Genomic DNA, 22,602 nt, shown 5'->3' with positions numbered 1-22,602 from the left:
TGACCTCACGAGACCGAGCCTGCATCGACGACGACGGCGCTGTGGCTCGACGCGTCGTTGGCGTCGAAGACGAGCCCGTCCAGCCGCCGGGAGCCGCGCCACACGTCCCCGTCGACCGTCTTCTCGTCGCCGGGCTGCAGGACGATCGAGCTGTAGGAGACCGCGCCGTCGGCCGGGTCCCTCAGGTCGACGCTGCCCCAGTCCCCGTCGAGGACCGACTTCACGGTGACGTCGTTGAGGCTGATCGGGTCGTCGCTCTCGTTGCGTGCCTCGAAGGTGAACACGCACTCGTCGGCACGCCCGCCCGGGTCGGCCTCGGCCGGGGCGCAGCTGAGCGAGGTGACCCGCACCGCCAGGTCGCCACCGTCGGTCGTGAACCACTCGCCGACCTCGGCGGTGGGCTCGGGCGGGTCCACGATGTCCAGCAGGTCGCCGAGATAGCGCAGGGTCCAGAAGGCGACCACCGCGGACACGGCGATCGCCAGGACGGACAGTCCGATCCCGCAGCCGGCCATCGCCGTGCCGCGACCGGTCCGGCGCCCGCGCACCATCCCGGCGACCCCGAGTCCGACGCCGACGAGGGCCAGGACGATGCCGAGCAGGTTGACGAGCGGGACGACCGCCACCGCCAGCGCCACGATGCCGAGCACCAAGGCCGCGATGGCCACGCCGTTGCCGGGCGGGCGCGCGAAGGGCGGCCCGGCCCCGGGACCGGGGCCGGACGGCGGGGGAGGCGGGTACGACGTGTCGCTCACGCCCTGAACCTAGCCACCTGCCCCGTCGCCGAAACGCCTCGGGCTCGCGTCAGCCGGTCGGCCTGTCCGCCCCGACGACCCACATCGCGAAGAACTGCGACCCGCCGCCGTACGCGTGGCCGAGCGCCCTCCGCGCGCCGTCGACCTGGTGCTCGCCCGCCGCGCCGCGGACCTGGAGGGCCGCCTCGCCGAAGCGGAGCATCCCGGACGCGCCGATCGGGTTGGACGAGAGCACGCCTCCGGAGCAGTTGACGGGGATCCGTCCCGTCATCGCCGTCTCCCCGGCCTCGGTGAGCTTCCAGCCCTCGCCCTCGGCCGCGAAGCCGAGGTTCTCCAGCCACATGGGCTCGAACCAGGAGAAGGGAACATAGATCTCGGCCGCGTCGATCTCGTCGATCGGCGAGGTGATGCCGGCCTGCTTCCACAGCGCGGCCGCGGCGTCGCGGCCGGCCTGCGGGTTGACCTGGTCGCGCTCGGCGGCGGTCGTGGCCTCCGAGCGCATCACGGTGCCATGGATCCACGCCGGGTTCGGCGACGACTTCGCGGTGTCCTCGTCGACGATGACCAGCGCGCACGCGCCGTCGCTCGACGGGCAGGTCTCGTCGTAGCGGATCGGGTCCCACAGCATCTGCGAGGCGAGCACCGACTCGACGGTCGTGCCCTCGTTGTGCAGGTGCGCGTAGGGGTTCTTCAGGGCGTTGTTGCGGTCCTTGGCCGCCACGATCGCGCCCACGTGGGTGGGCGCCTGCGAGCGACGGATGTAGGAGCGCACGTGGGGCGCGAAGTAGCCGCCCGCACCCGCGTGGACGGGCATGTTGAACGGCAGCGGCACCGAGAGCGCCCACATCGCGTTGGACTCCGACTGCTTCTCGTACGCGACGGTCAGCACCCGCTTGTGCACCCCGGCCTGCACCAGTGACGACGCCACGATCGCGGTGGAGCCGCCGACCGAGCCGGCCGTGTGGACCCGCAGGAGCGGCTTGCCGGCGGCGCCGAGGGCCTCCGCCAGGAACAGCTCGGGCATCATCACGCCCTCGAACAGGTCCGGCGCCTTGCCCACGACGATCGCGTCGATGTCGTCGAGGGTCAGGTTGGCGTCGAGGAGCGCCCGGTCGATGGCCTCGCGGCACAGACCCGCCATGGAGACGTCCTCGCGCTTCGCGCGGTGGTGGGTCTGGCCGACGCCGATCACCGCTGCAGGCTGCTTGCCCATCAGTTGCTCTTCCCTTCGATCGATGCAGCCAGGGTGCAGACGAGGTTCTGCTGCAGGGCGGGTCCGCTGGTGGCGTGCGCGAGCGCCTTGTCGGCCTCGCCGGACCAGATCCTCGACGCCGCCTCGCCGACGCGGATGCCGCCTCCGGAGAACATCGGGTTGCTCGCGAGCGCACCGCCCGACGGGTTGACCACCACGTCGTCGGCGAGTCCGAGCTCCTTGCGCAGGATCAGCTCCTGATGGCTGAACGGCGCGTGCAGCTCCGCGACCTCGACGCCGCCGAGGTCGAGGGCAGCGCCGGCCCGCTGGGCCGAGGGGGACCGCGTCAGGTCGCGGACCCCCATGCCCATCGGGTCGATGGAGTGGGCGATGCCCGTGAGCCACGCCGGGCGCTCGCGGACGTCGCGGGCCCGGTCGCCGGCGGCCAGCACGAGGGCGGCCACGCCGTCGGTGACCGGGGCGCAGTCGTGCTTGCGCAGCGGGTCGGCGTACAGGGGACGCGCGAGCAGCTCCTCGACCGACGAGCCGCCCTTGCGGACGGCGTACTCGTTCTTCTCGGCGTCGGTCAGCGAGCGGTTGGCGACCTCGGCCATGGCGCGCTCGTCCCAGGCGCCCGCGTCGATGCCGGCCCGGGCCTGGAGCCCGGCCAGGGAGACGGTGTCGGGCCACAGGGGCGTCATCGTGTACGGCTCGAGCTGGAGGGCGAGGGTACGGCGCAGCACGCCGGCCGAGCTCTTCCCGAAGGCGTAGACGAGGGCGGTGTCGACCTCCCCCGTCTGGATCTTGATCCACGCCTCGTACATCGCCCAGGCGAGGTCCATCTCCACGTGGGACTCGTTGACCGGCGGGATGACGCCGATGGCATCCACCGCCTGGACGAACGAGAACGAGCGGCCGGCGAGGTAGTCGGAGGAGCCGGAGCACCAGAACCCGACGTCCTTGCGGGTCCACCCGGTCTGCTCGTAGAGCTCCTTGAAGACCGGCACGAGGAGCTCGACGCAGGTCGGCGACCCGTCGAACCCGAGCATCTGTCGCTGGGCGAACCCGACGACGGCGACGTCACGCATGAGCAGAGGACCTTTCTGAGGGAACGTCGTGGGTGTTCACAGGTGCTGCTTGTAGGTGTCGAAGTCGGCGTCCGGCTCGCCGGTCGGCGCGAAGTGGTCGATGTTCTCCAGCGAGTAGGCCCACTCGTCCCGCGGCTTCCACACGGCCTTGACCCGCATGCCCATCCGGACCTCCTCGGCCGGGACCCCGAGGATCAGGTGCAGCAGCGCGATGTCGGCGCCGTCGAGGAGCACGTAGGCGGAGACGTACGGCGGGGTGATCTTCTGGCCGAGGAAGGGGACGTTGACGATGCAGAACGTCGTGATGGTGCCGGTCTGCGAGAGCTCGACCTCCTCCTCCGTCGGCGTGCCGTCGGCGGGGCAGGCGCTGCGGGGCGGGACGTAGACCTTGCGACAGGTGGGGCAGCGCTGGCCCATGATCCGGCCCTCGTTGAGGCCGCGGTAGAACATCGACTCCTCGGGGGAGGCGGCGTAGTCGTAGTCGAGCGAGACCTTGGTGACGACGCCGGTGACCGCGTCGCCGGAGTCGGCCTCCGGGGCGGGGGCCTCGGCCTCGCCGGGAGCGAGCGGCTCGAAGCACGCGATGTCGTTGATGTGGCCGACCCGCTCCGCCGCCCAGCGCACGCGCACCCGCATGCCGGTGCCGACCTGGTCGGGCGAGGTCACGTCCAGGGCGTGCAGGAGCGGCGTGTCCGCCCCGTCGAGGGTCACCAGCGCGAAGGCGAACGGCCGGTCGAACGGCTGGTCCTTCACCGGCTCGGGAACCCAGGTCCAGGACGTGACCGTGCCGACGGAGGAGACCTCCACGAACTCGGTCGTCGCCTCGTGGGTGACGGGGTCGAACTCGAGTGGCGGGACGACGACCTGGCCGGCCGACGTCCGGCCGCCCACGACCACGCCGTCGCGGAGTCCGGAGAGGAAGCGCCCGATGACGGGGCCCGTCGATCGCGTGTAGTCGAAGGCCACCGTCACGGGGGCCTGCAAGGTGCGGCTCATGGGCGAAAGTGAAACATGTTCTAGTTTCGGCATCAAGTAGGGCATGCTGGGTGTCATGAAGCTTGGGCTGCAGCTGGGGTACTGGGGCGCACAGCCCCCACAGGGCGTCGGTGAGCTGGTCGCGGCCGCCGAGGAGGCGGGTTTCGACGCGATCTTCACCGCGGAGGCGTGGGGGAGCGACGCGTTCACCCCGCTCGCCTGGTGGGGGCGCGAGACCTCCCGGGTGCGGCTCGGCACCTCGATCGTCCAGATGTCCGGTCGTACGCCGACGTCGATCGCCATGCACGCCCTGACCCTCGACCACCTGACCGGCGGCCGGGTGATCCTCGGGATGGGCGTCAGCGGTCCGCAGGTCGTCGAGGGCTGGTACGGCCAGCCGTTCGAGAAGCCGCTCGCGCGGACCCGCGAGGTGGTCTCGATCATCCGCAAGGTGCTGGCGCGCGAGGCGCCGGTGACCAACGAGGGACCCCACCACCCGCTGCCCTACCGCGGACCCGGCTCGGTCGGCCTGGGCAAGCCGCTGAAGCCGATCGTGCACCCGCTGCGCCCGGACCTGCCGATCTGGCTCGGCGCGGAGGGGCCGAAGAACGTCGCCCAGACCGCGGAGATCGCCGACGGCTGGATCCCGATCTTCTACACCCCGAGGAGCGCGGGCATGTACCAGCCGTGGCTGGACGAGGGCTTCGCCCGGCCGGGCGCGCGTCGTACCCGCGCGGACTTCGAGATCTCCGCGACCTGCCACCTGCAGGTCGTGGACGGCGCCGAGCAGAAGCAGGCGGTCATCGACGCCATGAAGCCCTTCGTCTCCCTCTACATGGGCGGGATGGGCGCCAAGGAGCAGAACTTCCACACCCAGGTCTTCACGCGCATGGGGTACGGCGAGCTGGCCGGCCAGGTGCAGGACCTCTACCTGTCCGGGGAGAAGGACAAGGCGACCGCGCTCATCCCCGACGAGCTGGTCGACGACATGCACATCATCGGCACCGCCGGCGAGGTGCGCGAGCGGGTCGCCCAGTGGGAGGAGACCGGCGTGACCACGCTGCTGCTCTCCTGCCGGAGCGCGACCGAGGTCCGACAGATCGCGGAGCTGCTCGCCTGATCGTCACCGGCCCGTCATCGCCGTGCCCCTGGCCGCTGTCGGCGGCGCGGGCTAGCGTTCCGGGCATGAGGCGCGAGCCGCACGAGAACGTCGCCACGGTCCTGGTGGACCCGGCGCTGCTGCCGGACCTGGAGCTGGAGCTGGTCGAGCTCGACCTCTGGGTCTGGCCGGTGCGCACCGCGCCGGTGTGCGTCGACGGCCCGCGTACGGCGTTCCAGGTGCGCCGACGGCTCGTCGAGGCGCAGCGCGGGGCGTGGGACTGCGCCGCCGAGTGGACGCCGGTGTGGATCAGCTTCGGCGACCGGTGGCGCTCGGGGGACGACCCGCTGCCGTGGGCGGCCCACCGCGCCCTGTGGGACGTCCTGGACGGCCATGCCGCGCAGGTGCGCTTCCATCGCCGCCTGGGCGGGGTGCGGCCGCTCGTCGCGCCGGTGGAGCGTGCGGCCGGCTGAGGCGCCCGCCCTCCTTGCCGACCAATAGAACACGTTCTAGTCTGCGGGATGTGACCGACACGCTCCGCACCCCTGCCCACAACGGCCACCTCATGGTCGCCGCCCTCAAGCGGCATGCGCGCCGCCCGATCGTGCACCTCGGCGACGTCACGCTGACCGGCCAGGAGACCGCGGACCGGATCTCGCAGTACATCCAGGCCTTCGAGTCGCTGGGCGCCGGCCGCGGCACCCCGGGCGCCCTGCTGGCCCTCAACCGTCCCGAGGTGCTCTTCATCCTCGGGGCCGGACAGACCCAGGGCTTCCAGCGCACCTCGCTGCACCCGCTGGGCTCGGCCGACGACCACGCCTACGTCATCAACGACGCCGGCATCACCACCCTCGTCATCGACCCCTACTTCGCCGCCCGAGCGGTCGAGCTCCTCGGGAAGTGCCCCGGGCTGAAGCAGGTCCTCACGATCGGGCCGGTGCCGCCGGAGCTCGCCGAGGTGGGCACGGACCTCACCGAGGTCGCCGCGTCGTTCTCGCCGCAGCCGGTCCAGGCCGCGCTCCTCGAGCCCGAGCACATCACCTCGATCACCTACACGGGCGGCACCACGGGCAAGCCCAAGGGCGTGATCGGCACGGCCCGCGCGTTCGCGACGATGGCGCAGATCCAGATGGCCGAGTGGGAGTGGCCGGAGGAGCCGCGCTTCCTCATGTGCACGCCGCTCTCGCACGCCGGCGCCGCGTTCTTCGTCCCGGTGGTGCTCAGGGGCGGCACCCTGTTCGTGTCCTCCCGCTTCGACCCCGCCGAGGTGCTCCGCACGATCGAGGAGCAGCGGATCAACTCGCTCATGCTCGTGCCGACCATGCTCTACGCACTGCTGGACCACCCCGACTCCCACACCCGCGACCTGTCGTCGCTGGAGACCGTCTACTACGGCGCGTCGGCGATCAACCCGGTCCGGCTCAAGGAGGCGATCGAGCGGTTCGGCCCGATCTTCGCCCAGTACTACGGCCAGTCCGAGGCGCCGATGGTGATCAGCTACTTCCCCAAGGGCGACCACGTCGACGCCGAGGGCAAGCCGGTCGAGGGTCGGCTGACCTCCTGCGGCCGTCCGTCGGCGTACCTGCGGACCGCGCTGCTCGGCGAGGACGGCAACCCGGTCCCGCGGGGCGAGCCGGGCGAGATCTGCGTCGCCGGACCGCTGCTCTCCGCCGGCTACTGGCAGCTGCCGGACGCCACCGCCGAGACCTTCCGCGACGGCTGGATGCACACCGGCGACGTGGCGCGCGAGGACGAGGACGGCTTCTGGTACATCGTCGACCGGACCAAGGACATGATCGTCACCGGCGGCTTCAACGTCTTCCCGCGCGAGGTGGAGGACGTCGTCGCCGAGCACCCGGCCATCGCCCAGGTCGGCGTCATCGGCACGCCCCACGAGAAGTTCGGCGAAGCCGTGACCGCGGTCGTCGTGCTGCGCGAGGGGCACGAGCTGACCGACCAGGTCGTCGCGGAGATCAAGGAAGCGGTGAAGGAGCGCAAGGGCTCGGTGCAGGCGCCGAAGGACGTGATCGCGGTCGACGCGCTCCCGCTGACCGCGCTCGGCAAGCCGGACAAGAAGGCGCTGCGTGCGCGCTTCTGGACGGGCGAGCGCTCCATCGGCTGACGTCGCGCCGGCGCCGCGGTCTCGGGTAGGAAGGAGCCATGCGGTGGCGCAACGGTGAGCACGGGTACGGCGCGCTCACCCGCATCCTGCACTGGGGGACGGTGCTCCTCCTCGCCGCACAGCTCGTCGTGGGCTACACGATGGACGACCGCGCGCCCCGGGTGGACTGCGACCCGGCGGGGGAGCGCCGGAGCGGGGGCGACACCTCGGACGCCGAGGAGGAGCGCCTCGACCGCCTCGAGGAGGGGTGCGAGAAGCGCCAGGAGCGGCGCGAGGACGAGGCGGAGGGACGGCCCACCGCGCTGCACGTCGTGCTCGGCCTGCTCCTGCTCGCGGTCGCGCTCGCGCGTGTGGCCTGGCGCCGGCTGACCCCGCTTCCGCCGTGGGACCCACGACTGGGACCGGTGGGGCGCCGCCTCCTCCACGCGAGCGAGGTCGCGCTGCTGGGCGCCCTGTTCGCGATGCCGCTCTCCGGGCTGCTGCTGGTGCGCGGCGACGACCTCGTCGGCGTCCACGTCGCCGCCCACGTCGCGTTCTACGTGGCCCTCGCTGCCCACCTGGCCGTCGTGCTGGGGAACGGCCTGCTCGGCAGGATGCTGCCGGGTGTCCCGGTCAGCGCCCGCACTCCTCGACGATCCAGGTCGTGACCGCCTGGCTGTCCTCGGCCAGTGCCGGTGCGAGCTCGACCAGCTCGGCGCTGGCCTCTGCCGACGGCCTCTCGAGGGCCTCCTGGACCGAGCGGAAGCCCGCCCCGAGATCGCTGAGCGCGGTGCGCACGTCGGCGGGCGCATCCTCCTCGAGCGCCTCCAGCTCCGCTACCAGCGCGTCGACCGCGGCGGCGTCGTCGGACGAGGCCTTGCCGTCGTAGAGCGCCACCTGTGCGTCGCTGATCCGCTGCGCGGTGTCGGCGAACTGGTCGCATTCGACCGTGATCTCGGTGAGCGGCGCCGAGGGGTCCGGCGTCGCGCCTCCTCCCGTCCCGCCTCCGTCGCCGCCGCTGCACGCCCCGCACGCGACCCCGAGGAGCGTCAGCAGGCCGGCCAGGTGGATCCGGCCGGCCCGCGTCGTCACACCAGCCACTGGCACTTCGGGTACGCCTCGATGTCGTTCCCGTACGGCGACAGGAAGTAGGCGATGATGTCGAGCCCGAAGTCGGGCAGCGAGAGCCCGAGCAGGTTGACGTCGGGCGTGATCAGCCAGGCCGGGGTGTGCCCGCCCTCGCTCGCCGGCTGGCCGAGGGTGAAGGTGTTGCCCGGCGTCGTGTACCCGGGCGCCGGGCGGACGTCGAAGCTGACACCGCAGTCCGCGATCCCGAAGTGGAAGACGGGGATGTGGAACGCCTCGCCCGTCACGTTCTCGTTGATGTGCCAGCGTGGTGCGACGTTCCCGAACGGGACGGTCGCGTGCGGGATGCTCACGAGGGGGATCGTGTCGGAGCCGAGCGGGTCCGGCCAGTCGATGAAGACGGAGAACTGGTCCTCGATGTCGATGGTCAGGTCGCTGTCCTGGCCGAACGTGAAGGTGCCATAGCTGCCGTCCAGCCCGGTCGTGAAGCCGAGCCGGAGGTTGACGTCGGAGAAGTCGGTCAGGCCGAGCGTGACCCGCTTGATCTTCAGGTCCGCGCTCAGGCTGCCGGTGTTCTGGAAGATCCCACCGTCCCAGTCGAGCGAGATGGTCTTCTGCACCCGTCCCGCGGCCTCGAGGGCGAACGCCTGCGTGGCCGGAGCCGACGTGATGTGGAGGCGGGTGCCGACGAGGTCCGCGGTGACGTTCTTCCCGAGGTTGGTGACGCTCAGCTGGACGGCGGCGCTCGCGTCGACCGGGTCGGCGATCTCTGCCGAGGCGAAGGCCTCGATGTCCATCCCGGCGGCGTCGGTCACCATCGTGAACACCGGGGCGTCGACGTTGGTGCCGCCCCCGGACGAGGACTCCTTGCCGATCGTCAGGTCGACGGTCTTGCGCACGTCGTGCAGGTGCACCGAGGCCGCGAGGTCCGCGTCCCCGACATGCTTGTAGGAGGCCGTGATGTCGCTGATGCTCTGGCTCATCTGGATGTCGACGGTCTTGGTGTCCGTGCCGAAGGCCGCGTCCACGCTGATCGAGGCGGGGATGGCGCTGATGGTCAGCTGCGCCTCGTCGGTGTCGTCGTACGTCGCGGTGGCGCTCAGCTGGCCGAGCGGCTGGCTGGACGTGTAGTCCAGCCCGATCGTGTGGTCGCCGTTCGGGAGGGTCGTCGTGGTGACCGGGCCGAAGGTGAAGTCGAGCGGGGCGCCGGTCGGGAGGCCCTGCTGCAGCTGGAGGCTGATGGGCTTCGGTGCGAGCTCGCGCAGGATCGCGTCCACGACGAGGGTGTCCTCGGTCGGGCGGAAGCCCGTGACGGTGTAGACCCCGTTCACCGTGTCGAGGTCCAGGCCCGTGGGCAGGCCGGTGAGGTGGACCTTCGCGCGGACCGCCTTGTCGGCGCCCGCCGCGCCGTCGCGGACGGCGACGCCGTGCACCTGCGGCGGCTCGGGGGTCGCCGCGACGGCCTCGGCCTTGCCTGCCGCCACCGAGAGGGTCAGGTCGGGGTTCGAGTCACCGGTGTAGGTGATCTTGCCGCCGTCGCTGCGCAGGGTCACCGACGAGGGCAGGTTGGTCAGGCTGCCGGACGCCTCGAGGTCGCCCGCGGCGGCGTGCACCTCGCCGGCGAAGGCGAAGGCTCCGTGGTCGCCCATGTCCAGGCCGGCCTCGAACCCGCCGCCGTTGCCGGTGTCGGGCAGCTTGGTGAAGGCCGCCCGGCGCAGGTCGCTGATCCGCAGGCTGGCGTCGAGGTCGCCCGACGCCTCGTCGTAGTAGGCGGTGAGGTGGTCGCCCGGGAGGGTCTGGTACTCCTCGTGGTTGGTGACATGCGCCGTGATCGCCCCGATGCCCGCCTCGGGCGCCTCGAGGAGGACGTTGCCGTCGGCCCAGCTCGCGTTCCACTTCGCCGGGATCGACTCCACGACCAGGCCCGCGTCGAAGTCGCGGTCCATGTCGAGGGTGTCCCCGGTCAGGTGGGCCGAGGCGGTGAGGCTGGTCGTCGGAGCGGACGCGTCCCAGTCGAGGACGGAGCTCTTCCCGTCGAAGACGACCGTCGCCTGGTCCGGGATGTCGCGGACCTCAGCGGTCACGGCGTCGCCGTTCATCCGCTCGACGCCGGCGTAGACCTTGTCGATCGTGTCGCTGGCCTCGTACTGGATCAGCTTGCCGTCGAGGTCGACCTGCATGTGCGCCGGGACTCCATGGGCCTGGTAGACCGCGTGGTCGACCTCGGTCGGCTTCGCCACGTCCGGGGTCGTGGTGTCCGTCGCCTGCACGAACCCGATCTCGCCGTCGGCGGTGTACTCGAGGTTCTGGTGCTTGTCCTGCCGGGCGAGGTCGATGCGCACGTTGCTCGGGAGCTTGTCGACGGTCGCGGTGAAGCGACGGCTGCTGTCCGTGGGCCCGGACGTCACCGCCTGGTCGATGACGGCGTCGACCCGGGTCGGGGTCGGCGTCGCGACCGTGACCGTGTCCTTGCTGCGCGTGCTGCTGTGGGTCAGCCGCGCGCCGACGTCGAGCGTCGTCGGGAACGGGCTCAGCTGCACCGAGCCGGTCAGCGGGTCCTGCTCGGTCGCCGGCACTCCGGCGCTGCCACCGCTCAGCGACTTCACGCCGAAGGTGAGGGCCTGGGTCGCGCCCGGGTGGTTGGTCGTGACGTTCGCCGCGACCTGGACGTCGCCGGTGATCGCGTTGACCACGTTCTTGAGGACGAAGCGCGCCGAGCTGCTCCACCCCAGGGTGGAGCCGCGGCCGTCGATGCCCACGGTGACCCGCTTCTTGACGATGGGGGTGTCGTAGACCGCGAACACGTGCGCGGGCAGGTCGATGTTGCCGTTGAGGCGACCCACCGAGAACTTGGCGCCCACGTCGATCAGGTTGGTCAGGGGGCTCAGCTGCGCCAGGACGTCGGGCAGGTGGTCGCCGGTGACGTCCGCCGGGACCGGGATGCCCACCGGGACGGAGACGCTGCAGGACAGCTCCATGGTCGGCGACTCGGCGCAGATGCGGTAGAAGAGCGGCGAGAGCAGGTTGAGAACCGGCAGGGTGAACAGCTTGCCCTGGACCTTGCTGACCTCCTGGAGCAGCGCGTCGAGCGCGTCGAGGACCAGAGGCACCGGCGGCAGGGCGGTCGGCGTGGCGTTGAACGAGGCCGACGCGCCCGCGGTGACGTTCGCCGAGACCTTCGGGCGCGGTGCGGCGACCGTCGTACGGGGCTGCTGCTCCGACGTCAGGGACGGTGCGCTGGCGAGGTCTGCCGACATCGCGTCGAGCCGCTGGCCGGTGAGGTCGCGGTTGACCGGCGGCAGGTCCGCGGGCGGCGGGGGAGCCGGCTCGTTGAGCTCCTCGCGCAGCTCCTCGGTGCTCTTCTTGCCGAAGACGACCAGGGCGATGCCGGTCAGGTAGGTCTCGCGCTCCCGGGCCGTGGGCTGCTCAGTGGCGCCGGCGAGGATCTCGGCCAGCAGGCAGGCGCTCAGCCAGAGCTGGGTCGGCTCGGGGAGTCCGTGGAAGCCCTCGGCCAGGATGTCGTCGGGCACCTTCTCGAGCGCGACGAAGCGCTTGCGCCACCCGTTGTCGGCGAACCGGGTGGACCAGAGCTCCACGAAGCGGTCACGGTTCTCCGCGGTGGCGCCCTCGGTGGCCGGTGGCTGGTCGCACCGGACGGGCGCGGGCGCGCCGGGCGGGTCGGGCTCCGCGCTGGCGGCCTGCGGATGGAGGAGCGCGGCCAGCATCGCGGTCGCGGCGAGGAGGGCGCAGAGGAACCGAGAGCGCACGGGGCACCTGCCAATACGGGGGGAGCGGGAGCAGAGCAGGATGTGACCTGGCTCACTATGTCCTCGCGGCGGGGACCCGTCCGGCGAATCCGAAAGATTTGACCTTCGCCCTTGGTCAGCGCGGCTGCTCCCCGCGCAACCGGTCCCACACGTGTCCCGGGACGCGGTCGAGCAAAGCGTCCATCAGGTGCAGCTTCGCATCGATCTCAGCGGGCGAGTGCTGGCCGGAGCGGATGACCAGGAGCGAGTCTCCGGTGATCCGCCAGGCCACGCCGGGGTGGTGTCGCAGCACCTCCCGCACGTCCGAGAGCAGGAGGTCGACCGCGAACTCCGGGGCCGGTGAGTGCACCGTGAAGGCGGCGTCGAACGCCGGGTCGCCGATCACGATGTCGCGACCCGTCAGGGAGTCGACCCAGCGCCGCAGCATCGTGGTCGGTCCCACCGCGAGATCGGGGGCGTGCACGCCGAGGTTGAGGGCGAGCACGGAGTGGACGTGACTGCTCGAGCTGTCGCCGCTGCCGGTGGTGTGGTGATAGTCGAAGGCGGTGAAGGGTCGGCCGTCGTGGTGTCCGAGGAGGACGTTGACGGCGCGCCGCGAGCGGCCGGAGCCGAAGGGCGCGCCCCGGAACCTGTCGACCAGGGCGGGATCGCTGGGCCGGTACTCCCACTCCCGGGCGTGGGCCAAGGCCGCGAGACTCTGGCGTCGCTCGGCCGCGCGCCGCGAGCTCGCCACCACGGCGGCCACGAGCAGGGCGAGGACCGCGACGAAGCACAGGCCGATGAGACCGAAGAGGGCGAGGGGGACGAGCTCCATGCTCTGTCCCCTTCCCCGCTCAGCGGCCCTTGAACTCCGGTGCCCGCTTCTCGAGGAAGGCGCGCGGCCCCTCCTTGGCGTCCTCGGAGGAGAACACGGCGGCGCCGATCTTGGCGTCGTCGGCCCAGCAGTCCTCCTCGTGCTTGCCCTCGGAGTCGCGCATCGTCTTGAGGATCGCCTGGACGGCGAGCGGGCCGTTGGCCGCGATCCGGTCGGCGATCTCGTGGGCCTTCGCGAGCGCCTCCCCGTCGGGCACGACGTGGCCGATGAGGCCGAGCTCCTTGGCCTCGGCGGCACCCAGGGTGCGCCCGGTCAGCAGCAGCTCGGCGGCGACGGTGTAGGGGATCTGTCGGGGGAGCCGTACGGCGGAGCCGCCGAGCGGGTACAGGGACCACCGCGCCTCGGCGACGCCGAACTTCGCGGACTCGCCCGCGACGCGGATGTCGGTGCCCTGCAGGATCTCCGTCCCGCCCGCGATGGCCGGTCCCTCGACCGCCGCGATGAGGGGCTTGGTCAGCCGGAAGCCCTTGAGCAGGCCCTTGATGGTCGTCGGGTCGTAGGCGCCGGACTCGAAGCTCTCCGACGGCGGCTTGTCGTCGGCGGCCTTGAGGTCCATGCCGGCGCAGAAGAACCCGCCGGCTCCGGTGAGGATGCAGACGCGGATCTCCGGGTCGTCGTTCACCTGGTCCCAGGCGGCCTCCATGATCCGCAGCATCTCGCTGGAGAGCGCGTTGCGGCGCTCGGGCCGGTTCATGGTGACGACCAGCTTGTGGCCGTCCTGCTCGACGAGGCAATCACTCATGTGAACCACGCTAGCGAAAAAGTGAAACGTGTTCTACTGTCGCCTCGTGGCCCTGAACATCGCCGATCTCTTCGAGCACGCCGTCGACGCCGTTCCCGACAAGCCCGCCGTCCAGGTGGCGGACCGGGTGATCACCTTCGCCGAGCTGGAGGCCGAGTCGAACCGGCTCGCCCACTACCTGCAGGCCCAGGGCATCGGGCCGGGGGACCACGTCGGCCTGTACGCCAAGAACAGCATCGAGCACGTGATCGCCCTCATCGCGGTCCTCAAGGTCCGCGCCGTCGCGATCAACGTGAACTACCGCTACGTCGCGGGCGAGCTGGAGTACCTCTTCGACAACGCCGACCTGGTCGGCCTGGTCCACGACCGCGTCTACGCCCCGCTCGTCGCCGAGGTGGCGCCGAAGTTCCCCGACCTGCGGACGATCGTCGCGGTGCCGAACCCGCTCGAGCCCGACGACGCCAGCGACCTGTCCTCCTTCGGCGGGGTCACCCTGGAGGAGGCCGTCGCCGGCCAGTCCGCCGACCGGGACTTCGGCGAGCGCAGCCCGGACGACATCCACATCATCTACACCGGCGGCACCACCGGATTCCCGAAGGGCGTCATGTGGCGCCACGAGGACTTCTGGCGAGTGCTCGGCGGCGGCATCGACTTCATGACCGGCGAGCCGCTCGAGGAGTACGACCAGTCCAAGAAGGCGGCCGAGGACAGCCTGGTCACCCTGCCGCTGAGCCCGCTCATGCACGGCGGGGCGCAGGCGTCGCTGCTCATGCACCTCTTCGCCGGCCAGGTGACCATCCTCGAGCCCAAGTTCGACCCGGTCCGCACCTGGGAGCTGGTCGACAAGCACGGCGTGCAGATGATGTTCATGACCGGCGACGCCATGGCGGTCCCGCTCATCGACGCCTACGAGGCCGGCGGCTTCGACGGCCAGACCCTCTTCGCCATCGCCTCCAGCGCCGCGATCTTCTCCAAGTCGGTGAAGGAGCGGTGGATGAAGCACTTCCCCAACGCCGTCTTCACCGACTCCATCGGCTCGTCGGAGACAGGCTTCCAGGGCACCGGCCTGCAGGACGCGAGCGCGCTCTCGACCGACGGCCCGGTGGTCTCGATCCCGCCGACGACGGTCATCCTCGGCGACGACAACCGGCCGCTGGACCCGGTCAAGGACGTCGGCAAGGTCGGGCGGACCGCCCGCTCGGGCAATGTCCCGGTCGGCTACTACAAGGACCCCGAGAAGTCCGCGAAGACCTTCATCGAGATCGACGGCGTGCGCTACTCCATCCCGGGCGACAACGCCCGGATCGAGGAGGGCAACCGGATCACCCTGCTCGGCCGCGGCTCCAACTGCATCAACACCGGCGGGGAGAAGGTCTACCCCGAGGAGGTCGAGCAGGCGATCAAGGCCCACCCCGGCGTGTACGACGTGCTGGTCGTCGGCCTGCCCGACGAGAAGTACGGCCAGACGGTGGCCGCCGTCGTGGAGCCGCGCCCGGGCCACACCCTCGAGCTCGAGGAGCTGCGCACCTTCCTGCGCTCGCACCTGTCCGGCTACAAGCTGCCGCGCGCGCTGACCATCGTCGACCAGATCCCGCGCAACGCCACCGGCAAGGCCCAGTACCCGCGGGCCAAGGAGCTCGCCCTGGCCGCCCGCGACATCCCCACCCGCTGACTCGAAAGTGACCCGCTGATGCACACCGCGCTCTGCGATGCCTTCGGCATCGAGTACCCGATCTTCGCCTTCACCCCCTCCGAGCACGTCGCCGCCGCGGTCTCCCGCGCGGGCGGCCTGGGTGTGCTGGGCTGCGTCCGCTTCAACGACCCCGACGAGCTGGACCGGGTGCTGACCTGGATGGACGAGAACACCGACGGCAAGCCGTACGGCGTCGACGTGGTCATGCCGATGAAGGTCCCCACGGAGGGCACCTCGGCCGACCTGTCGTCGTACATCCCCGACGAGCACAGGAGGTTCGTCGACGAGACCCTGCTCAAGCTCGGCGTCCCGCCGCTGCCGGAGGGCGAGGGTCGCGAGGGGGTGCTCGGCTGGCTGCACTCGATGGCCCGCTCGCACGTCGACGTCGCCCTGCAGCACCGGCCGGTGCTCATCGCCAACGCGCTGGGGACCCCGCCCAACGACGTGATCGCCGAGTGTCAGGCCGCGGGTCTCAAGGTCGCCGCGCTCGCCGGTGCGCCGAAGCACGCGCAGAGCCACGTCGCCAACGGCGTGGACATCATCATCGCCCAGGGCTACGAGGCAGGCGGCCACACCGGCGAGATCGCCAGCATGGTGCTCACCCCGGACATCGTCGACGCGGTCGGGCCGGACGTGCCCGTGCTCGGCGCCGGCGGGATCGGCTCCGGACGCCAGATCGCCGCGTCCCTCGGTCTCGGCGCGCAGGGCGTGTGGACCGGCTCGATCTGGCTCGGCACCGAGGAGTACCGCAACCTCGCCTCCAACCAGGGCTGGGAGACCGCCTTCCTGCGCGCGACCTCGTCCGACACCGTGCGGACGCGGATCTACACCGGCAAGCCGGCCCGCCTGCTCAAGACCAAGTGGACCGAGGCATGGGCCGAGGAGGGGGCGCCCGCGCCGCTGCCGATGCCCCTGCAGAACCTGCTGGTGGCCGACGCCCACAACCGGATCAACGCCTCCGGCGACCCCGATGTCATCTCGATGCCCGTCGGCCAGATCGTCGGCCGGATGAACGCTGTGCGGCCGGTCGCCGAGGTGATGGCCGACCTGGTGGCCGAGTTCGAGGACACGGTCAAGAAGCTGAGTGGCATCGCGGGTCTCTGAGCCGGGGCAGCACTAGGTTGGGCCCATGACCCGCAACGTGCTGATCGCCGGAGCCGGCCCAGGGGTGAGCGGCTCGCTCGCCCGTCTGTACGCCGCGGAGGGCGGCAGCATCGGCCTCCTCGGCGCCGAGGAGGACGTGCTGAGGGGCCTGCGCGCCGACATCGAGGCGGCCGGGGCGACGGCCCGGTCGAGCGTGGTGGACCTGACCGACGACGGCGCGACCCGCGCGGCCGTCACCCGGATGGCCGAGCACCTGGGCCACCTCGACGTGGTCCACTTCAACCCCTCGGCGTACCGGGAGAAGGACCCGCTCAGCCTGACGCCCGACGAGCTGGTCGAGGACGTGCGCCTCGGCGTCGGTGCGCTCCTCACCGTCGTGCAGGCGGCCCGTCCGTTCATGCGGTCGGGCGGCCGGATCACGGTGACCGGCAGCATGGCCGCGGACTCGCCGTGGTTCGGCGCCGCGTCGCTCGGCGTGCAGAAGGCGGGGGTGCAGAACCTCGTGCGCAGCATCGACGCGACGCTCAAGGGCGACGGCATCCGTGCCGTGTCGGTGACCGTGCGCGGGCTGCTCAAGAAGGAGGGCCCGTTCGCGCCCGATAACGTCGCACGCGCGCTGCGCAAGGCCATCGACCAGGACGAGGGCTCCTGGCGCGCCGAGATCCCGTACGCCGGCTGAGATCGGCTGAGACAGGCCGAGACCGGATGAGCCCTCGACGGCCGCGCGGCCCCATGCCAGGGTGTGACCCGGACAACACGCGCTGACAGGGGAGTGGCATGGCGGACGAGCAGGCGACGAGCACCCGACGACGCCCGCGGGCGGCCTTGCGCCGGCTCACCCTGGCCTGCCTCGCGGCGGCGCTGGTGCTGGCTGGCGCGGTCGTCACGGCAGGTTCGTCCCAGGCCGACCTCTCCCTCGGCGGCGTGCCGGAGGCGTCCTGCGCGCCGGGCGACCTCACCGAGGGCGCGACCCAGGGACGCGTTCCCGCGGCGGACTACGCCTCGGGCCGGGCACTGCAGGGCTACACCTGCAACACCGCGCAGGTCGGCCACCACGGCAAGCGCTCCCAGCTCGGCTCCGGCGGCTACAAGGTGCAGCGCTACACCGACGTCACCGGGCGCACCTGTGCCTACTACGACTCCGCCCTCATGGTGGGCCTCAACCTCCCGGGCCTGCTCACCGGCGGCGCCGGGCTGGGCGTCGTGGTCCTGGACATGACCGACCCGGCGCACCCGGTGAAGACGGCGAACCTGATCACGCCGGCCATGCTGCAGCCGCACGAGTCCCTGCTCGTCAACGAGGAGCGCGGGCTCCTCGCGGCGGTCATGGGCACCCTCGCAACGGCGCCGGGTGTGCTCGACGTCTACGACATCAGCCAGGACTGCCGTCGGCCGCGGCTGATGTCGACCACCCTGTCGGGAGTGATGGGCCACGAGAGCGGGTTCTCGCCCGACGGGCGCACCTTCTGGACCGCGGGCGCCGCCGGGTTCACGCTGACCGCCGTCGACCTCGCCGACCCGCGCCGGCCGCGGGTCCTGCACACCAAGACCGGCGTGGTCTACCACGGCCTGCGCCTGTCCGACGACGGCCGCACGATGTACGTCGCCAACATCGGCAGCCCGAGCATCCTCACCGGTGGCCTGCTGCAGGGCGCTGGGCTCGACATCCTCGACGTCTCCGACATCCAGGACCGGCGCGCCGACCCGGCGATCCGGACGCTCTCCCGGCTGACCTGGGAGGAGTCGTCCATCCCGCAGGTGGCCGAGCCGTTCACCCGCGGAGGGCGCCAGTACGTCTTCGAGGTGGACGAGTTCAGCGACCTGTTCGGCGACTTCTCGCGGATCAACTCCCCGCGCAGCCCGGTCGGCGCCGCCCGGATCATCGACGTCACGGACCCGCGCGCGCCCGTCGTCGTGTCGAACGTGCGCCTGGAGGTCCACGACCCGCTCGTGCGCGGGGAGGTCCTCGACGACCCCGGTGCCCGCGCCATCGTCCGCAGCTACACCGGGCACTACTGCTCGCTGCCGACGCGGGACGACCCGCGGATCGCCGGCTGCTCGATGATCGGGTCCGGCCTGCGCCTGTTCGACATCTCCGACGTCACCCGGCCGCGCGAGGTCGGCTACTTCAACCAGCCCGGTCCCAACGGCGCGTCGGCGCTGTCCCAGCCCGCCTGGGACATCGCGCGCGGCCAGGTCTGGTACACCGACATGGACGAGGGCTTCTTCGCGGTCGGCCTCCGCGGTCCCGCGGCGGCGCTGCTGCCGGGGCGCTGAGCCAGGTCAGGAGTACGACGTCCCGCGCTCGGCCCGCACCCAGGCCGTGCCGGGGGCGGGCACGCCCTCGGCCGCCAGCGCCCGCTTGAGGACCTTGTTGGTCGCGGTGCGCGGCAGGTCGTCGACGACCCGCACGAACCGGGGCCAGGCCTTCGCCGAGAGATCCTCCTGGGCTGCCAGGAACTCCTCCAGACCGCCCGGCGTGAGCGCTCCGCGTAGCACCACGGCGCAGGCCACCTGGTCGCCGACCCGCTCGTCCGGGACCGCGTAGACCGCCGCCTCGGCGACCGCCGGGTGCCGCAGGAGAACGCGCTCGATCGGCGCCGTGGCGAGGTTCTCGCCGTCGACGCGCAGCCACTCGCCCGTGCGGCCGGCGAAGTACACCCAGCCCTGCGCGTCGCGGTAGGCCAGGTCGCCCGACCAGTACATGCCGCCGCGCATCCGCTCCGCCTCGGCGGCGTCGTCGTTGTAGTAGCCGGCGAAGGCCCCCGCCCCTGTGGTGTTGACGAGCTCGCCGACGGCCTGGTCGGGGTTGGCGAGCCGCCCGGTGGCGTCGAACACGGCGTCCTCGGTCACCCGCCCGGTCGCCGGGTCCCGGACCTCGACGCCGGGCAGCGGCATCCCCAGGCTGCCGGCCGGCATGCCGGGGCGCCGCTGCACGATCACCGCGTTCTCGGTCGACGAGTACGAGTCGACGACCTCGCAGCCGAAGCGCTCCGCGAACGCCGCGATGTCGGCCTCGTTCGCCTCGTTGCCGAACACCAGCCGTAGCGGGTTGTCCGCGTCGTTCGGCCGCTCGGGGGTCGCAAGCACGTACGTGAGCGGCTTGCCGACGTAGTTGGCGTAGGTCGCCCCGAAGTCCCGTACGTCGGCCAGGAACCCGCGAGCGGAGAAGCCGGCCACCGCGAAGGTGGCGCCGGTGGTGAGGGCGGGTGCCCACCCGGCCATCACGGCGTTGGAGTGGAACAGCGGCATCGCGATGTAGTGCACGTCGTCGGCACTCAACCCGAGGCGCGCCACGAGATGGGTGCCCGGACCGGTGACCTTCTCGTGGGTGACGCGCACCGCCTTCGGCGAGCCGCTCGTGCCGCTGGTGAAGATCAGCATGAACAGTGTCCCGGGCGTGGGCTCCGCGTCGGGAGGCCGCACCGCGTCGGTGCCGTCGAGCGCTGCCAGGGCCAGGTCCGGCGCATCGACGACGACCTGGCAGTCCGCCTTCGCGATGTCCGCGTCCAGCGCGGCGCCGCGGCGGGTGGTGTTCAGGCCCACCAGGACGTGCCCGCCCAGGCCGGCGGCGGCGAGATGCAACGCGAAGGCCGGGCCGTTGGGCAGCAGCACGCCCACGTGGGGCGGACGACGCGGGTCGAGGCCGCGCTCGATCCCCACCGCCAGCCGGCTCGCCGCGGCGACGTACTGACGCCACGAGATCTCGCGGACCGCGCCCTCCTCCCGCCACCGCAGCGCCGGACGCTCGTCCTGCGCGCGGGCGAGGAGCAGAGCGCGGACCGTCATGCGAAGCTGCGGCCGATCGCCAGCGCCTGCTCCGTCGCGCCGCCGAAGAGGAACTCGAAGCGCTTCCCGCTGGTGAAGTAGCGGTGGGCCTCCCCGTCGAGGTCGATGCCGACGCCGCCGTGGACGTGCACCGTGGTGTGCGCGATCCGGTGGCCCGCGTCGGCGGCCCAGAGCTTGGCGGTGGCCACCTCGGTCGCGGCCGGGAGCCGCTCCTGGAGACGCCAGACCGCCTGCCAGAGCGTGAGCCGCTGGCCGAGGACGTCGATGAAGCCGTCCGCGAGGCGCTGCGACACCGCCTGGAAGGTGCCGATCGGACGGCCGAACTGCTCGCGCGTCTTCGCGTAGTCCGCCGTCAGGCGCAGCGCGCCCTCGGTGACCCCGAGCTGCTCGGCGGCGGCGAGGGCGACCAGCAGCTGGCCGAGCCGCTCGGCGGCGTCGGCTCCGCCGACCCGCGTCGAGGGCGTGGCGTCGAAGGTGACGAGGGCGGCGACGTCGCCGTCGCTGGTGTGCTGGGCCTGACGCTCCGGCGCCGTGGCGTCGGCGAGGTAGACGCCGACCCCGTCGGGCCCGCTCGCGGTGACGAGCAGCGCGTCGGCCGCCATCCCGGCGCGCACGAGGGTCTTGGTCCCGGTGAGGGCGCCGGAGGCGTCGGCCGTCACGACCGGTACGGCGGGCAGGTGCGCGCGCTCCTCCGCCACCGCGGCGGCGTACAGTCCGCCGTCCACGGCCACGCCGTGCTCCGCGAGCAGCGCGGTGCAGGCGCCGTGCACGGCGAGCGGGACGGGGGCGACCCGCCTGCCCACCTCGACGAGGACGCGGGCCAGCTCGACGAGCCCGAGCCCGGCTCCGCCCTGGTCCTCGGGCAGGTGCAGGCTCAGCAGGCCGGCGTCGTCGAGGTCGCCCCACAGCGCCCGGTCGAAGCGGTCACCGCCCGCCTCGACCTCCTTGAGCCGCGCGGTGGTCGTCTTGTCGGCCAGGATCCGCGCCGCCAGCTCGGCGGCCTCGTCCTGCTCGGGGGTGAAGAGGAAGTCCATGCTTTGTCCTAGAACTCGGTGATTGAGGTGTGAGCGCAGCGAGCCTCGAAATCGGGCTAGCGCTTGGCGGCGGGCAGCCCGAGGCCGACGTAGCCGATGATGTCGCGCTGGATCTCGTTGGTGCCGCCGCCGAAGGTCATCACGAGCGACGAGCGGTGGAAGCGCTCCAACCGGCCGGCGAGCACGGCGCCGGGGGAGTCGCCGGTGATGCCGGCATGGGGGCCGACGACCTCCATCAGCGAGCGGTAGACCTCGGTGGCGAGCTCGGAGCCGTAGATCTTGGTGGCCGACGCCTCCGCTGGCGACAGCGGGACGCCGTGGTCGGCGTCCGCGGCCAGCTTCCAGTTGATGAGCGTGAGCGCCTCGATCCGGGCGTGCGCACGGCCCAGCGCGATCTGCACCCACTCGGTGTCGATGACCCGGGAGCCGTCCGGGTTGCGCGTCTGCGCCGCCCAGTCCTTGACCAGGGTCAGCGAGTGCTGCAGGGGCGCGGCCGAGGTCAGCGCCACCCGCTCGTGGTTGAGCTGGTTGGTCATCAGCGCCCACCCGCCGCCACGCTCGCTCACCAGGTTGGAGGCGGGGACCCGGACGTCGGAGTAGTACGTCGCCGACGTGCCGACCCCCGCGACCGTGTGCACGGGCGTGTAGGACACGCCGGGCGCGTCGGCCGGCACCAGGATCATCGAGAGCCCCTTGTGCCGGGGCGCGTCGGGCTCGGTGCGGCACGCCAGCCACAGCCAGTCGGCGTACTGGATCAGCGAGGTCCACATCTTCTGGCCGTTGATGACCCACTCGTCTCCCTCGAGCGTCGCCTTCGTCTGGAGCGAGGCGAGGTCGGTCCCGGAGCCGGGCTCGGAGTAGCCGATCGAGAAGTGCAGCTCACCGGCCAGGATCCGCGGCAGGAAGTAGTCCTTCTGCTCCTGGCTGCCGAAGCGCATGATCGTCGGGCCCACGGTGTTGAGCGTGAGATAGGGGATCGGCACGCCCGCGATCGCGGCGGCGTCGGTGAAGATCAGCTGCTCGACCATCGAGCGCGCCTGCCCGCCGTACTCCTTGGGCCAGCCGATCCCGAGCCAGCCGTCGCGGCCGATCTGGCGGATGACGTCCTTGTAGACGCCCGCCTCGCCGAACTCGCCGGTGGCCGAAGCCAGGCCGGCGCGGATCTCGGGGGTGACGAGCTCGGCGAAGTACGCGCGGAGCTCCTCGCGCAGCGCCACCTGCTGCGGCTCCAGGTCGATGTGCATCGGGTCTCCTCGGAGGGCTGGGTTGTTGTCAGCCTAGCGGCAAAACTGTAACGTGTTCT

19 protein-coding genes are annotated in these 22,602 nt (G+C 71.8%); 8 read left to right on the top strand and 11 right to left on the bottom strand.

Going from position 1 to position 22,602, the window contains the following annotated elements; translation table 11 throughout:
* Positions 1-5 precede the first annotated feature (5 nt).
* The 4 genes from ACJ5H2_RS11045 to ACJ5H2_RS11030 are packed head-to-tail and all read right to left on the bottom strand — an operon-like array spanning position 6 to position 4,031.
* Positions 6-755: a DUF4190 domain-containing protein gene (locus tag ACJ5H2_RS11045; protein WP_408895431.1), complete on the bottom strand. Its 750-nt coding sequence runs from the start codon at positions 753-755 to the stop codon at positions 6-8.
* A 49-nt stretch (positions 756-804) separates the two neighbouring features.
* Positions 805-1,968 (bottom strand): thiolase domain-containing protein, encoded by a 1,164-nt coding sequence (locus ACJ5H2_RS11040; protein WP_408895430.1) that lies wholly within the window; start codon positions 1,966-1,968, stop codon positions 805-807.
* A complete protein-coding gene (locus ACJ5H2_RS11035) occupies positions 1,968-3,035 on the bottom strand; it encodes a thiolase domain-containing protein (protein ID WP_408895429.1) in 1,068 nt (355 codons plus the stop codon). Before ACJ5H2_RS11035 ends, ACJ5H2_RS11040 begins: the two co-directional genes overlap by 1 nt.
* Before the next feature lie 36 nt (positions 3,036-3,071).
* Complete coding sequence (locus ACJ5H2_RS11030) at positions 3,072-4,031, bottom strand: Zn-ribbon domain-containing OB-fold protein (RefSeq protein WP_408895428.1); 960 nt, start codon at positions 4,029-4,031, stop codon at positions 3,072-3,074.
* Positions 4,032-4,086: 55 nt separating this feature from the next.
* Here ACJ5H2_RS11030 and ACJ5H2_RS11025 point away from each other — a divergent pair, with 55 nt between their 5' ends.
* From ACJ5H2_RS11025 to ACJ5H2_RS11010, 4 genes are all read left to right on the top strand, one after another.
* Positions 4,087-5,130: an LLM class F420-dependent oxidoreductase gene (locus ACJ5H2_RS11025; protein WP_408895427.1), complete on the top strand. Its 1,044-nt coding sequence runs from the start codon at positions 4,087-4,089 to the stop codon at positions 5,128-5,130.
* 65 nt (positions 5,131-5,195) lie between these two features.
* Positions 5,196-5,582, top strand: coding sequence for a hypothetical protein (locus tag ACJ5H2_RS11020; RefSeq protein ID WP_408895426.1), 387 nt, complete (start codon positions 5,196-5,198; stop codon positions 5,580-5,582).
* A gap of 50 nt (positions 5,583-5,632) precedes the next feature.
* A complete protein-coding gene (fadD8, locus tag ACJ5H2_RS11015; protein WP_408895425.1) occupies positions 5,633-7,231 on the top strand; it encodes a fatty-acid--CoA ligase FadD8 in 1,599 nt (532 codons plus the stop codon).
* Between the two features lie 38 nt (positions 7,232-7,269).
* The gene (locus ACJ5H2_RS11010; RefSeq protein ID WP_408895424.1) at positions 7,270-7,878 is read left to right on the top strand and encodes a cytochrome b/b6 domain-containing protein; all 609 of its coding nucleotides are present in this window, start codon (positions 7,270-7,272) and stop codon (positions 7,876-7,878) included.
* On the opposite strand, the gene ACJ5H2_RS11005 is transcribed toward ACJ5H2_RS11010, so the two are convergent.
* The 4 genes from ACJ5H2_RS11005 to ACJ5H2_RS10990 all read right to left on the bottom strand — a co-directional run bounded on the left by ACJ5H2_RS11005 (position 7,844) and on the right by ACJ5H2_RS10990 (position 13,679).
* A complete protein-coding gene (locus ACJ5H2_RS11005; RefSeq protein ID WP_408895423.1) occupies positions 7,844-8,302 on the bottom strand; it encodes a hypothetical protein in 459 nt (152 codons plus the stop codon). The genes ACJ5H2_RS11010 and ACJ5H2_RS11005 overlap by 35 nt on opposite strands.
* A complete protein-coding gene (locus tag ACJ5H2_RS11000; protein ID WP_408895422.1) occupies positions 8,299-12,063 on the bottom strand; it encodes a hypothetical protein in 3,765 nt (1,254 codons plus the stop codon). The genes ACJ5H2_RS11005 and ACJ5H2_RS11000 overlap by 4 nt, the downstream gene beginning before the upstream one ends.
* A 115-nt stretch (positions 12,064-12,178) precedes the next feature.
* The gene (locus ACJ5H2_RS10995) at positions 12,179-12,877 is read right to left on the bottom strand and encodes a hypothetical protein (protein WP_408895421.1); all 699 of its coding nucleotides are present in this window, start codon (positions 12,875-12,877) and stop codon (positions 12,179-12,181) included.
* A 19-nt stretch (positions 12,878-12,896) separates the two neighbouring features.
* Positions 12,897-13,679, bottom strand: coding sequence for a crotonase/enoyl-CoA hydratase family protein (locus ACJ5H2_RS10990; RefSeq protein ID WP_408895420.1), 783 nt, complete (start codon positions 13,677-13,679; stop codon positions 12,897-12,899).
* Positions 13,680-13,725: 46 nt separating this feature from the next.
* On the opposite strand from ACJ5H2_RS10990, the gene ACJ5H2_RS10985 reads away from it, so the two are divergent.
* The 4 genes from ACJ5H2_RS10985 (at position 13,726) to ACJ5H2_RS10970 (ending at position 18,753) form a co-directional block, all read left to right on the top strand.
* Positions 13,726-15,351 (top strand): acyl-CoA synthetase, encoded by a 1,626-nt coding sequence (locus ACJ5H2_RS10985; protein ID WP_408895419.1) that lies wholly within the window; start codon positions 13,726-13,728, stop codon positions 15,349-15,351.
* Between the two features lie 18 nt (positions 15,352-15,369).
* On the top strand, positions 15,370-16,476 hold the full coding sequence (locus tag ACJ5H2_RS10980; protein WP_408895418.1) for an NAD(P)H-dependent flavin oxidoreductase: 1,107 nt from the start codon (positions 15,370-15,372) through the stop codon (positions 16,474-16,476).
* Between the two features lie 25 nt (positions 16,477-16,501).
* Positions 16,502-17,155: an SDR family oxidoreductase gene (locus tag ACJ5H2_RS10975; protein ID WP_408895417.1), complete on the top strand. Its 654-nt coding sequence runs from the start codon at positions 16,502-16,504 to the stop codon at positions 17,153-17,155.
* Between the two features lie 98 nt (positions 17,156-17,253).
* Entirely contained in the window at positions 17,254-18,753 is a 1,500-nt protein-coding gene (locus tag ACJ5H2_RS10970; RefSeq protein WP_408895416.1) for an LVIVD repeat-containing protein, read from the top strand.
* 6 nt (positions 18,754-18,759) lie between these two features.
* Here the strand turns inward: ACJ5H2_RS10970 and ACJ5H2_RS10965 are convergent, their stop codons facing one another.
* From ACJ5H2_RS10965 to ACJ5H2_RS10955, 3 genes are read right to left on the bottom strand one after another with little or no spacing between them, the layout of a single operon-like run.
* Entirely contained in the window at positions 18,760-20,265 is a 1,506-nt protein-coding gene (locus ACJ5H2_RS10965) for an AMP-binding protein (protein WP_408895415.1), read from the bottom strand.
* Positions 20,262-21,299 carry an acyl-CoA dehydrogenase family protein gene (locus ACJ5H2_RS10960; protein WP_408895414.1) on the bottom strand — a complete coding sequence of 346 codons (1,038 nt, stop codon included), beginning with the start codon at positions 21,297-21,299 and terminating at the stop codon, positions 20,262-20,264. The genes ACJ5H2_RS10965 and ACJ5H2_RS10960 overlap by 4 nt, the downstream gene beginning before the upstream one ends.
* Positions 21,300-21,355: 56 nt before the next feature.
* Positions 21,356-22,543 (bottom strand): acyl-CoA dehydrogenase family protein, encoded by a 1,188-nt coding sequence (locus ACJ5H2_RS10955; RefSeq protein ID WP_408895413.1) that lies wholly within the window; start codon positions 22,541-22,543, stop codon positions 21,356-21,358.
* Positions 22,544-22,602 lie beyond the last annotated feature (59 nt).

Source organism: Nocardioides pymetrozini, from assembly GCF_046058985.1.
Taxonomy (GTDB): Bacteria; Actinomycetota; Actinomycetes; order Propionibacteriales; family Nocardioidaceae; genus Nocardioides.
This window is presented reverse-complemented; position numbering and strand designations above follow the sequence as displayed.